Origin of the sequence: Amaricoccus sp. W119 (assembly GCF_047275745.1) — a bacterium.
Classification (GTDB): domain Bacteria; phylum Pseudomonadota; class Alphaproteobacteria; order Rhodobacterales; family Rhodobacteraceae; genus Amaricoccus.
The window spans coordinates 48,500-61,541 of sequence record NZ_JBKQWU010000017.1 but is presented as its reverse complement, the minus strand read 5'-3'; the positions used below and the strand labels follow the sequence as shown (position 1 = coordinate 61,541).

At 70.8% G+C, this 13,042-nt stretch carries 7 protein-coding genes; 4 read left to right on the top strand and 3 right to left on the bottom strand.

The features are described 5' to 3' along the window. Positions 1 to 82: 82 nt before the first annotated feature. Together ACLJK8_RS11300 and ACLJK8_RS11295 are read right to left on the bottom strand one after the other, a co-directional pair. A complete protein-coding gene (locus ACLJK8_RS11300; protein ID WP_413150366.1) occupies positions 83 to 1,321 on the bottom strand; it encodes a methyltransferase domain-containing protein in 1,239 nt (412 codons plus the stop codon). 249 nt (positions 1,322 to 1,570) lie between these two features. Next, entirely contained in the window at positions 1,571 to 4,138 is a 2,568-nt protein-coding gene (locus ACLJK8_RS11295) for a hypothetical protein (RefSeq protein WP_413150365.1), read from the bottom strand. A 631-nt stretch (positions 4,139 to 4,769) separates the two neighbouring features. Between ACLJK8_RS11295 and ACLJK8_RS11290 the strand changes: the two genes are divergently transcribed. The 3 genes from ACLJK8_RS11290 to ACLJK8_RS11280 are packed head-to-tail and all read left to right on the top strand — an operon-like array spanning position 4,770 to position 10,012. After that, positions 4,770 to 5,033 carry a hypothetical protein gene (locus ACLJK8_RS11290; RefSeq protein ID WP_413150364.1) on the top strand — a complete coding sequence of 88 codons (264 nt, stop codon included), beginning with the start codon at positions 4,770 to 4,772 and terminating at the stop codon, positions 5,031 to 5,033. Positions 5,034 to 5,073: 40 nt separating this feature from the next. Then, a complete protein-coding gene (locus ACLJK8_RS11285) occupies positions 5,074 to 6,183 on the top strand; it encodes a hypothetical protein (RefSeq protein ID WP_413150363.1) in 1,110 nt (369 codons plus the stop codon). After that, entirely contained in the window at positions 6,176 to 10,012 is a 3,837-nt protein-coding gene (locus ACLJK8_RS11280) for a hypothetical protein (RefSeq protein ID WP_413150362.1), read from the top strand. Before ACLJK8_RS11285 ends, ACLJK8_RS11280 begins: the two co-directional genes overlap by 8 nt. A gap of 129 nt (positions 10,013 to 10,141) precedes the next feature. On the opposite strand, the gene ACLJK8_RS11275 is transcribed toward ACLJK8_RS11280, so the two are convergent. After that, entirely contained in the window at positions 10,142 to 10,975 is an 834-nt protein-coding gene (locus ACLJK8_RS11275; protein ID WP_413150361.1) for a sulfotransferase family protein, read from the bottom strand. 262 nt (positions 10,976 to 11,237) lie between these two features. On the opposite strand from ACLJK8_RS11275, the gene ACLJK8_RS11270 reads away from it, so the two are divergent. Next, positions 11,238 to 13,025 carry a hypothetical protein gene (locus ACLJK8_RS11270; protein ID WP_413150360.1) on the top strand — a complete coding sequence of 596 codons (1,788 nt, stop codon included), beginning with the start codon at positions 11,238 to 11,240 and terminating at the stop codon, positions 13,023 to 13,025. The last annotated feature ends 17 nt before the right edge of the window (positions 13,026 to 13,042 follow it).

The following is a 13,042-nucleotide window of genomic DNA, read 5'->3' as shown; positions in this document are numbered from 1 at the left end:
TGTTCCGCGCGCGGAACATTCCCGGAGGCGTCCCGGGTCGAGCCCGGGACAGAAGGAGCTTCGGACCCGGGAGCGGGGGCCATCAGTCGAGCACCTCGACCCGGGGCAGAGGGACGACGAACTTGCCGCCCCACTCGCGCACCCCGGCCATGTTCCGCATGATCTCGTCCTTGATGTTCCAGGCGAAGATGAGGACGTAGTCGGGCTTCGTCTCCAGGATCTTCTCGGGCGGATGGATCGGGATGCGTGTCCCCGGCAGCAGGTTGCCGTGCTTGTAGGGGCTGATGTCGACCGTGTAGTCGACCATGTCGGCCTTCACGCCGCAGTAGTTCAGCAGCGTCGTCGCCTTCGCCGGCGCGCCGTAGCCGACCACGGTCTTGCCGGATTCCTTCGCCTCCATCAGGAAGCGCAGGAGGTCGCGCTTGGTCTCCTGGACGCGCTCCGCGAAGGAGCGGTAGCCCTCGGGGGAGGCGAGGCCGGCGGCGATCTCGCGCTCGCGCATCGCCTCCACGCGCTCGGTCACCGGATGGGTCTCGTCGCCGGTGTGGCAGGCGAAGATCCTGAGGCTGCCGCCCTGCGGCGCGATCTCCTCGACGTCGAAGAGCGTCATCCCGTGCGCGGCGAAGATCTTCTCCACCGCGATGAAGGAGAGATACGAGTAATGCTCGTGATAGACCTGATCGTAGTAGAGGTCCTCGATCGTGCGCAGGAGATGCGGGAATTCGATCGTGACGATGCCGCGCGGCCCGACCAGGATCGGGAAGCCGCCGATGAAGTCGTTCAGGTCCGGCACATGGGCCATCACGTTGTTGCCGAGCATCAGATCGGCGGTGAAACCCTCGGCCTTGAGCGCCTTCGCGGTCTCGACGCCGAAGAAGCGCACGCGCGACGGGATGCCGGCCTTCTCGGCCGCCTCGGCCACGCTGCCCGAGGGTTCGATGCCGAGCACCTTGACGCCCCGGTCGCGGAAGTACTGGAGCAGGTAGCCGTCGTTGCTCGCGACCTCGATCACCTGGGAATTTCCGTCGAAGCCGAAGCGGTCGATCATCATCTCCACATAGGCCTTGGAATGGGAGAGGACCGAGGCGGAATAGGAGGAGAAATAGGCGTATTCCTCGTTGAAGATATGCTCCCGCGATTCCATGTTCGGAAGCTGAACCAGGAAGCATTCGCCGCATACGAAGGCGTGGAGCGCGAAGAACGGCTCCATCTTCATGAAATTCTCCGGCTTTACATAAGAATTGGCGATCGGAGAGGTGCCGAGATCAATGAATGTCTGTTCGATGGGCGCGTCGCAGAAGCGGCACTTCAGATTGTACATGCGTAAATCCACTGAATTGGAACCGGGTAAGCCAGAAGCACCCCCTGGTCCCCCGGAGGGGCGCCGAGACGGAGCAGCGTCTTTCCCGTAGCCGGTCGATCCCGTTTTTTCAAGGAAGCAGCGGCGGTCATGGTAGACGGGACGCGGGCGAGAGTTCGGGGTCAGAGCCCGGAGTCCCGAACCGGCGCCCGGAGAACGGGATAAGGCCGAATGTTCCGCGCGCGGAACATTCGCGCGAGCCGAAGCGGATCAGCCGGGAGCGGCCAGAGGAGCGCTGGGTGGAGTGCCGGGGGGAGCCGCGTCCGTCGTGGGGGGACCCTCGGCCGGACTCGCCGCTGGACCCTCGGCCGGGGGCGGCGCCTCGCCGAGGAGGAGCCGGCCCTCGGCGTCCTGGCGCAGCGGATAGGAGACCGGCTCCGGCCCCTCCGGCCCCAGGCGGTGGCCCACGGCGTCGAAGGCCTCGGTGGCGCCGCTGGTCCAGGTCCGGATCCAGCCGAGCGGCATCCCATCCTCGGCGTAGAGGTAATCGTCGCGCCAGTCGGCGCGGGGCAGCAGCATCGGATCGGCGTAGGGCTTCGCACCCCCCGCCGCGCCCGCCGCGTTGCCCTCCGTGTCGCCCGCCACATCCCGGGGGGCGATGCTGGCGATGCGCGCCGCGCCGTCCGGGCCGGTCTCGTAGACCCGGGTCTCGCCGGGCGGGAAGTGGACCGAGAGGATCGCCGGCGCGCTGTCGTGGACGCCGTTGTTGGCGAAGACGCCGATATCGACGCGGTGGGTCGTGACGGGATTGTCCTCCGAGATCGGGAAGGGCTCGTGCCAGTCGAGCGCGATCCGCGCCGAACGGCCGTCCTCGGACGGGGTGATCCGGACCTTCTCGGGGTCGCCGGCGAGGAGGCGCCATTCGAAACTCAGGTCGCGGCCGTTCGGATCGGCGGTCTCGCCCGCGTCGAGCGTGATCTCCCGCGTATGGACCCGCGAGCGCCAGATCCGCGCCACCGCCGCCGGCGTGTCGAAGAGCTGTTCCGAAAGCCCCTCGCCGAAGAAGTCGAGCCCCTGGACCCCGAGATCCTCGGCGGTGACCGCGATCCGGACCTGGGGCGGGATGTCCCCGGGCCGGATCGAATTGGCGAGGCTCACCATCCGGGCGAGGTTGATGTCATAGGCCTCGTAGGCCGCCGGATGGGCGGCGGCGCTGAAGTAATCCGCGCGCGAGCGCACGCTCTGGAGGCTGCGGCGGAATACCATCTGGGTCATGGGCACGAGCAGCCCCTCGGTGACGAGCCGCGCCTTTGTGTCCGGGCGATAGGCGGCGTAGATCATCGCCACCGCCTCGAGAAAGGGCTGGTCCGAGCCCGAGGAGCCGTGGCTGACGATGAGATAGGGCGTGTTGGCGGGGAAGAGGTCGCCGTCCTCGGGCCCGTAGTCCTTGTGCGCGGGGTAGATGTAGAGCGCGTTCGCGCGTGCGTTCTGCCAGAGCCGGAGCGGGCCGGTGCCATCGGCGCGGGTCATCGCGAGCCGGGGCAGGCTGCGCCAGAACGCGCCGCCGGTGATGGCGGTCGAGGAATTGCCGAGGGTCGGCGCGCCGAAGAGGAACCGGTCGCCCAGCCCGTAGTCGAGATCGGCGGCGCGCGCCGTGGGCGAATAGGTGACGCGGGCAAGCTGGGGCGCGTCCTTCGGGTCGAGCGCCGAATGGCCGCGGTCGCGGTTGTCGTAGAGGTCGCCGAGATTGCCGGCGGCGCGGCCGCGGGCATGGTGCTCGCGCAGGAGGTCGGTGGCATTGGTGTTCCGGTCGGGCACCACCGGGCCCGTGGCTTGCGCGGGGAAGGCGAAGCTTGCGCGGAGCCGTTCGGCGACCGGGTCCCAGACGGTATTGGCGCCCGAGACCGGCGCCTCGCCATCCGTGACGGGGGCCATCCGGAGCGGGGCCAATCCAAGCAGGGGCCGGGGCAGGGGCCGGTCCGCCGGGGTGGTGTCACCTGGGAACTCCTCCGGCTGGGCGCCCGCTGTGGTTTCGGTCGTGGTTCCGTCCGGCGTTCCGGGGTGAGGGGACGCGGCCCCAGTCCTGCCCCCCGCTCCCGTGGTGGTTCCTGTCTCGACCTGTGTCTTGGCCAGCGTCTCGGCCGCGGCGAGGGCGGCGATCCGGGGGTCCCTGGCGATGACGCTGAAGATCGGGTCGGCGGCGAGCGCGGCGATCCCGTCATAGCCCCGCGCGGCCGCGGCCCGGAGCGCGCCGACCGCCGCCTCGGTATCGCCCCGCAGCGCCAGCAGCGTCGCGCGATTGGCTTCGAGCAGGCCGATCCGGGGATGGTCGCGGGCGAGCCGGTCGAGGATCGCCGCCGCGCCGTCGAGATCGCCGGCCTGGATCCGGGCGGAGGCGGCGCGGGTCTGCTCGGCGATCCTCGGCATCGCGAAGAGATCGGCCTCCGCGCGGCTGGCCTCGGTGGTGGCCTCGGTGACGATCTCTGTGGCGATCCCGGTGGCCGCTTCGGTGACGACTTCGGTGGCGGTCGCCTCCCCCTCGGGGTCCGGTGGCGCCGGAACGGGTGAGGAGGCGGGGGCGGATGAAGGAGGCCGGGGCAGGGGGCCCGGATCGGCCGCCCATCCCGCCGGCGCGGCGAGAAGGAGCGGCGACAGGAGAAGCGGGGCGAGACGCGGAAAGGCGAGACGCCAAAAGACGGGTCGGGGGAAGACGGGACGGGGGAAGGCAGGGCGCGGGAAGCGGGCCGGATGGCCGCGCCGGGGTTCCGGATCGCCCAAGCCCGGGTTGCCCAAGCCGGGGTTGCTCAGGTCTGGGTCGCTCAGATCCGGGCTGCTCAAGCGGGCCACCTCCCCGTCGCGGGTTCCCTCCCGGATCGCCGCCGGCGGACCGGGGGTGGCGGACCGGGGCGGGGCTCGGGCGGTGGGTCCCGGGTTGCAAGCCCCCGGGTTTTACGGGGGGGCGCGGGGCCGCGCAATCGCGAAGCGGCGCGGGTGAGCTGCCCGGAGGGGCCGCCCGGTCCCCCGGAGGTGGCACCCGGGGCCGCCTCCGGGGGAGGTGCCCGCCCCGTGCCCGCCCCCCGAATGTCGCCTCAATGTCGCCCCCAATGCCGCCCGGTGTGCGCGGCGGGTGCGCGGGGAGATGTCGCGTGGGGTGGGTTGTCGCGCAAGGCCGCCGTTGCGTAAGGCGGGGCGGGGCCGCGCGGCGGGTGTTCAGATCTCGGTAACCCTGCTCGCCTAGAACCTCCCGGGCCGGGGCCGGCTTCCTTCGCCAGCGCCAATGGCCCGGAGCCTGCCCGCGTGGGGCGCGGGGTGGCCGGTTTCCCGGACAGACCAGCGGACAATCGCGCGACATCGTCGGCGCCAGATCGCGAGCGGCCCCGGGGCCACGCCGATCCATCCGTCAGGGGCATGCCGCCCGAGGGGCGTCGCGCGCCCGTGCCGGGGCCGTTCCAGGAGAACGGGACCCCGAATGACCGACCAATTCAAGAACCATGCCCGCGGCCTCAGCTCGCCCGCCGAGAACGCCGCGGCGATCACCCCCGACGACGCGGCCGATCTCGCCGAGGTGCCGCGCGCGCTCTTCGTCGGCGAAGCCGGCGATCTCGCGGTGGTGATGCTGGGCGGCGGGACCGTCACGCTCGCCAATGTTCCGGCGGGCAGCCTCCTGCCGCTCCGCGTGGCCCGCGTGCGCGCCTCGGGCACCACGGCCGGCCGGATTCTCGGCTTCTGGTGAGCGCCCCTTTCCCTCATTTCCCGATCCAGGAGACAGGACATTGAACGCATTGCCGGATTTCACCTTCGATCTCGCCGGGGAGGGGGTCGCCTTCGATCCCGGGACCGGGCTTCTGACGATCGCGACCGAGGCGCTCGTGAAGGGCATCGGCGTGGTCATGACCGCGCGGGACGCCTCGGGCACGCCGACGGGCGCCTTCCGGATCACCGTCCGGCTGACCGATGACGGGACCGGAACCGAACCCGAACCGGAAGTCCCGGTCGCGCCCGAGGTGGTGACCGCGCCCGCGCTGTCCGGACCGGGGCTCGTCGGCGTCGCGATGGCGCTCGACACCGGCCGCTGGTCCGGCACCCCGGAACCCGGGATCGCGATCGAGTGGCTGCGCGACGGCGTGGCGATCGAGGGCGCGACCGGGACCTCCTATCTGCCCGTCGCCCTCGATGACGAAACGAGGCTCGGCGCCCGCGTCACCGCGCGCAACGCCGCCGGCGAGGCGAGCGCCGAGACGGCGCCGGTCGCCATCGCCCGCGTCGCCCCCTCGGCCACCGGCACGCTCGCCGATCTCGTGCTCGTCAGGGGCGAGGGGATGATCCGGGTCGAGACCGGAGCCGTCTTCGCGGGCGAGGCGCTCGGCTTCTCCGTCACGGGCGGGGACGGGGTGATCGACCCCGCGACCGGCGCGCTCGAACTTCCCCTCGGCACGCCCCGGAGCCAGGAAGAGGTGACGGTCAGCGCGCGCAATTCGGGCGGAACCGCCAGGGCCGGCTTCCGCCTCACCATTCTCGCCATGGCGCCGCCCGAGCCGGCCGGGATCATCGGCGATCTCGTGGCACCGCTCGGCGCGGGCGCGCGTTCGGTCTCGACCCAGGCCGGTTTCACGGGCGAGGATCTTTCCTACACGCTCGAAACCGCGCCCCCGGGCGTGACGATCCTGCCCGGCTCCGGCCTCGTGACGGTGCCGACCGCCCTGGCGCTCGACGGATTGGTGACGGTCCGCGCCGCGAACGCGGGCGGCGAGGCCCGCCAGTCCTTCCGGGTCACGGTCGGCGCGACGACGACCCCTCCCATCGAAACCGAGACGATCCCCGCCGCCGCGCTCGACGGCGAGTGGAGCCTCGACCAGGTCACGGAGCAAGCACCCCATGCCTAATCCCATGCCCAATCCCATGCGTTACACGGCGGTCATCCGACTGACCGGCGCCCCCGCCGCCGCGGTCGCGGTGGAATGGAGCGAAGCCGCCCAGCCGTCCGGGAGCGGCGATGGCTGGGAGGCCTGCGTCCGGCTGCCGAACGGCGACTGGCGCCTCTCCTCCCACGAAATCGTGGCCGGGACCGAAGCGCATTGGCGCGGCGCCGGGCTTTTCGCCAACATCGGCCTGCGCTATCGCTTGAGCGCGACGGGTCCCTGGTCGCCGATCTCGGCCGGCCGCAAGGACATCGTGCTGGTCGAAACGAGCGAGGACGCCTCCGTGACACCCGCGGCCCCGACGCCGACGCAATGGTCGACGCCCGCGCCACGCGTGCTGGGAGACGGCCGCTATACCGGCACCGTCACGCTCTTCGGCATCTCCGCGGTCGCGCTGCGCTGGACCACCGCGCCGGACCCGGCGGCGGACGCGGACTGGGGCGCCTGCGTGCCGCTCGGGGACGGGGGCTGGCAGCTCGAGGGGCTGGCGCTCGACGGCGGCGCGGCGCTCGAAGGGATCGGCCTTTCCCGGCGGATCGCCGCGGACGGGGAATGGTCGCCGGTCTCGACCACGCGCAAGACGCTCGAGACGCCGCTGACGCTCGTCGCGCCCGTCGCGCTTCTCGCGCCGAACCTCTCCGGTACGGTCTCGGGCACGGGCCGGATCGGCGCGGCGCTCACCCTCTCGACCGGGCTCTGGAGCGGGACGCCCGCCCCGGCCCTCGGCGTCGAATGGCTGCGCGACGGCGTGGTGATCGCGGGGGCGACGGGCACGGTCTACATCCCCGGCGCCGCGGATGACCGCCGGGCGATCTCGGCCCGCGTGACGGCGGCGAGCCCCGCGGGGACCGTGGTGGCGATGGCGGGGCCGGTCACGATCACCCATGTCGCGCCGAAAGCGGCCGGCGCGCTGCCCGAGGAGGTCTTCGACAAGGATTCGGGTGTCCGGACCATCGCCGCCGCCCGCGATTTCACCGGCGAGGCGCTGGTCTTCTCGGTCTCGGGCGCGGGGGCGACGATCGACGCCGCGACCGGCCTCGTCTCGATTGAGACCGGTACGGCGCTCTCGGGGATCGTGACCGTGACCGCGACCAATTCCGGCGGTTCGGCGCGCTCGCACTTCACGGTGACGATCGAGGCCGAGGAGGTCGAGCGCCCCGCCGCCGCCGCCGAGGGCGAATGGGACGTCACCTGGGACTACGATCCCGAATTCACCGACAGGGCGACCTGGCACATCCGGCTGATCTCGGGCCCCGCGCGTGGCGCGACCCGCGTCTATCTCCGCGGCCTCGCCGATGTCGCCGAGGGCATGACCGCCGGCAATGGCTTCCACGCCTGCGTCAAACATCCGGGCAAGGCGAATGTCTGGGTCGCGCGCTCGGGCCTCGACGGCGCGGCGGCGGACTGGCTCTGGGTCAATTCGGCCACCGCGAAATACAACATCATCGGCCAGACCAGGTCGCAGCGCATCATCTACACGCTCGATGACCTGCTGATCCCGGCCGCCGACGCGGTCTATTCCGACCCCTCGAACGTCATCACCAGGACGGTGACGCTGCCGCCCCGGATCGGTCCCTATGTCCGCGCCCCCTATCACACCGCCGAGCAGAAGGCGGCGGGCGGCGCGCCCTGCGACACCGAGCAGGTCTGCCTCTCCTTCGCCCGGGCGAAGACCCAGCCCGCGCGGATCTACGCCGGCGGCGACATGCACGGCGTCTGGGTCTCGCGCGACTCGGGGCGGTCCTGGAACACGCTCCGCAACCGCGGCCTCGGCACGCCGACGGTCTACGGGCTCGAGGTCGACCCCACCGATGCGAACAAGGTCTTCGCGATCTGCGGCGCGCGCTACTCGACCAATTCGGCGGAGGCGGGCATCCATCGCTCGCTCGACGGCGGCCTGAGCTGGGAACGCGTCTTCGTCTGGACCGGCGTCGGCGAGCCGCGCAAGATCATGCGCCGCCTCGCCTATGCGCCGAGCACGGCCGCGGCCGGCACCGATGCGATCCGCTGGTACGCGGTCTTCGACAACGCCGCCCAGTTCTCGAGCGGCACCAATACCGCCGTCTCGGGCCTCATCACCTCGGCGGATGGCGGCGCGACCTGGAGGAAGGTCGGCGATCTCGCCGAGGCGGCCTTCGGCAAGGACATCTACGGCGCCCGCGTCCATCCGACCGTGCCGACCCGGCTCTTCACCTGGGGCACCGCCGGGCTCATCCGGATCGACAACGCGCATCAGGGCGATGGCGGCTACACGGTCCTGAGCGGCTCGGGCGGCCTGCCCCAGGGCGCGGTCCGGGGCGAGCTCTACCTCTCTCCCGACGGCGCGGTGATGATCGTCGCCGTGATGGGCAGGGGCGTCTACCGCTCGACCAATGGCGGCGCGTCCTGGTCGGCGCTGCTCTCCTGGTCCGACGTGACCCATTGCGCGGTCAACGAGGGCCATCCGGACTATATCTTCGCCTATGCCCAGGGCGTGAACAGCGGCCCGTCGCCCCGGATCAGCCATGACGGCGGCAAGACCTGGTTCCAGCCCGCCGCCCAGGAGAATTTCCCCGGCGTGGGCGGCCGGGCGCTCGTCGGCGGCACCGAGCCCTGGATCATGCCCGATCCCTCCAATCCGCTCCGCGCCGTCTGCCACGCCCATGCCGATTTCATGGGCACCGAGGATGGCGGGCGGACCTGGTCCGCGGCCGACAGCGCCTATTTCTGCGGCACGCATCCGAACAGCTACGCGTCGCCGCATTGTTTCGACCGGACCGATCCGCTCAAATACATGATCCCGCTGATCGACCGGCATCTGCTCGAGACCGAGGACGGCGGCGTGACCAGCGTGATCTCGTCCTTCAGGGACGCCGAGGGCTATACCCACGGCACGGTCAACGGCGCCGCGGTCCATCCCGACGGCCGGCACATCATCGCCTGCGTCAATACCGGGACCAAGGGCATCCTGTGCTATTCCGACGACCGGGGCGGCAGCTGGACCACGGTCGACACGCCCGAGAAGCCGCGGATGTACCTCGGCTACGACGCGGGCGATCCGAACTACGCCTATCAGTTCAACAAGCGCTCCTCCGACATGGGCAGGACCTGGACGGTCCTGTCGCGGATGCCGGCGGAATCCTACATCGTCGGTGTCTCGCAGGTGGCGGTGAACGGGCGCTCCGTCCTCTATGCGATGGATCTCGGATCGAGCTCGAATTCGGCCGGGACGAAGAAGAAGCTCTACAAGTCGCTCGACCGGGGCGAGAGCTGGACCCTCGTCGCCACCGTCGCCTACAGCTTCCGCGCCAATACCGACGTGCGCGTGGTCTGCCGGATCCATCCGAAGGACCCGCATGTGGTCTTCACCAAGAGCGCCAGCGCGAACGGCCAGTCGACGATCCGGCGCTGGGACACCGGCAAGGCCTCGGGCCTGGTGACCACGGATTTCGACATCCTCTCGGTCGATCGTCCGGTGGGGGATTTCTTCGCCTACAACTTCGTCGTGGACGGCTATGACCCCCGGGTCATGTACTTCCTGTCGAACCAGTTCAACACCGGCCACTGCCTCTACATGACCGAGGACGCGGGTGCCACCTGGACCAATATCTCGGCGGGCTTCCCGAATGTCACCGCGCTCTCGACCGGGCTCGAGGTGCATCCGCTGACCGGCGTGCTCTATCTCGGCACGGCGAACGGCATGTTCGTGCGCAAGCCCCCCTATCCGGTGCCGACGCCGAAGAACACCTACGACCTCATCGTCGCCAATTACCCGGACTGGGATCACAACCGGCATATCGACGAGCCCTACTGAGGCTCCGCCGGCACGGGTTTCGCCCGTGCCGGCCCCCCCGTGTGTGAACCTCGTGTGTGAACTCCGTGAACAGGAAAGGCCCGCCGGTGCGTCCCGGCGGGCCTTTTCGCGTCGGAGAGCCGGGAGAGGTCAGCGCAGCCAGTGCGAGAGGTCGCGGCCGATCAGTGCCTGCGTCGCGAGAATGTCCTCGCGGAAGACATCGAGCGCGGCCTTCCGGTCGGCGGAGGACATCGGCTGCTTGCGCAGATTGCTGCTGCGCAGATCCTTCAGCCGCTCGATCGCGCCCCGGGGCAGGATCTTCCGCCCGAATTCCCGCAGGCCCGGATTGGCGAGCAGGTCGTGCAGGAGCTTGATCCGGGGCTCGCCGCCGGGGTTCGAGATCTTCGAGAGATCGGGCTTGAAGTCCGTATCGACGCCGAGGAATTCGAAGAGGCCGCGCATCACCGCCTCGGGCCTGCCCTCGAGATCCTCGAGCAGGAGTATCCGGATCCGTTCCTTCGGGAAGAGCGCGAAATAGCGTTCGAGCTTGTCGGCGTAGGTCTCGCGCAGATTGTGGTCGGAGCGGAGCGCCTCGGCATAGGCGACGCCGGTATTGGTGCCCTGGTTGCGCCGGTTCATCTGATAGACCGAATAGGAGCGATCGATCGGATTGCGCAGCGAGGCGATGAGCTTCGCCTCCGGCAGCAGTTCGTGGATCCGCCCGGCCACATGCGGATAGATGAGATAATGCGGTGTCGCCTCGCCGATCGCGGTCTCGGTCGTGACCGGGGCGAAGAGCGCCTCGTATTCCTCGAGGCTCTGGATCGGCCAACGTTTCCGATCCCCGCCCTGCCCCTGATAGGCGAGAAAGCGCGCCTCCTTCGGGTCCGACATGAAGATCTGGGGATGCTCGCGCATGTGATCGTAGAGCGAGGTGGTGCCGGCCTTGGGCGCGCCGATGATGAGGAAATTCGGCAGGGTCATGGGGCAGGCATCTCCTTCGCATCCGGCGATGGCGCCGCCGATCCTCGCCACGCATGCCGGAAGCCGGGCTGGACAGGCGGTTCGGGCAGGCGGGACCTGGACAGGCGGGGTCAGGCAGGCGCGGACCATAATTCAACGCGCCCGCCCGCGCCACAGGGAATTCCCGCCGGCCTAACCCCTTGCAAACATTAACCGCGCCATAACCATTTTTGCGCAGTCAGGAACCGCTCGACTTTCGTGAAAAAGAGAGGGGTTTGAGGCGATGTTGGAGATCGGTCTCGTCGGCGGAATCGCATTTGGCGGGCTGGCGGCCGCGCTCGTCCTCATTGCCTGGCTGCGGCGGCTCCGGACCCGGGTCGCGGCCGAGCGCTCGGCGCTGCGCGCGGCGCCGGCCCCGGGGGCCGAACCGCCGATGGGTGTCGGACCCGCCGCCGGAGAGGCGACGGGTTCGGGGCAGATCGCGGGCGGAGTGGCGGCGCGCCGGCTGGAGCTCAGGCTCGAGGCGGTCGAGGCCCGGCTCGCCGAGGTCACGGCCGAGGGCTCGCCCGAGGAGCGGCTGCGCGACATGGCGGGCTCGCTCGTGGGGCTCATCCGCGACAAGAACGCGACGCTCGAGACCGCGCTCGCCGGGCTCGACCAGCTCCGTGCGCGGCTGCGCGCGCTCGAACGGATCGGCGATGTCGCCGAGGCGCGGGCGCTTTTCGAGGATCTCGGGGGCAGGCTCGAGGCGCTCCATTCCGCCCAGGCCGCCCAGGCCGCCGAGACCGGGGAACGGATCGAGGCGCTCCGGGGCCGCGCCGAGGCCGGGGACGTGGCCCGGGACGCGGTGAGCGCCGCCGTCTCCGAACAGATCGCCGCGCTGCGGGAGGATCTTCATGAGCGCAAGGACGCGGGGCTCGCCGCGCTGATCGAGAGATTCGGCCCCTTCGAGACCCGGCTCGCCGCGCTCGAGACCGCGCAGGGCGCGGAGGAGGCCGCCGGGATCGCCATGGGGGCCGCCGTCGGCGCCACCGCCGAGGCTGTGGTCGAGGCGGTGGTCGAGGCCGAGATCCGGGCCGAGATCGCCCGGATGGAAGCCCGGATCGAAACCCGGATCGAGAGCCGGTTCGCCGCGCTCGACACGGCGCGGGAGGCGGGCGAGATCGCGCTCGCGACGCTCAGGGCCGAGATGGGAGCCGAAATCAGGGCCGAGATCAGGGCCGAGGTCGGGGCGGAGGTCAGGGAAGTCCGGGCCGAGGTCGGAACCGAGAGGGACATGGTCATCGCGGCGCTCGGCTCCCTGCGCGAGATCGCCGAGCGGCTGAGCGGGCTCCATGCCCAGGACGAGGCCCTGGCGAGGACCTTCGCCGCCCGGATCACGGCGCTCGAGGAACAGGTCGCGGCCCTCGATCCGGGGGCGGCGCTCGAAAGCCTCGCCGAACGGCTCGAAGCGGCGCGCACCGTCCAGGACGAGGCGGATCGCGCGCGCGAGGCCGGGGTCCGCGCGGCGCTCGACGGCCTCGCCGAGCGGTTCGAGACGGCGCGCGCCGCCCAGGCCGAGACCGGGGAGGCGTTCGGGGCGCGGATTGACGCGCTCGAGACCGCCGGGACGCCTCTCGCCGCCTTCGAGACCCGGCTCGCCGATCTGGAGGCGCGCCCGGCGGCGAGCCCGGAACAGGAGGTCCTGGCGGAGGCGCGCGCCGCCGCCCTGGCGCTGATCGACGAACAGACCGCGCTCTTCGCGAACCGCCTCGCGCTTCTGGAGGCGAGCCTGCCGAGCCCCGCCGGAATCCACACCGGACTTCCCACCGGCATTCGCGCCGGACTTCACGCCCGCGCCTTGGGTGACGAGACCGGCGCCGGGGAGCAGATCGCGGAAGGGACGGCCCCGGAAGAGATCATGGAAGAGACGAGCGCGAACGAGATGGACGCGAACGAGATGGACGCGGGCGAGATGGCGGGGCCGGGATCCGCCGCGATCCGCTCCCCGGCGCCGGACCCGGTAGCGCGGGACGCGGATCTCGCCGCGATCCGGAACATGCGCCGGATCGTCTCCCTGCACCGCAAGTAATTCCCCTTCACCCGAAA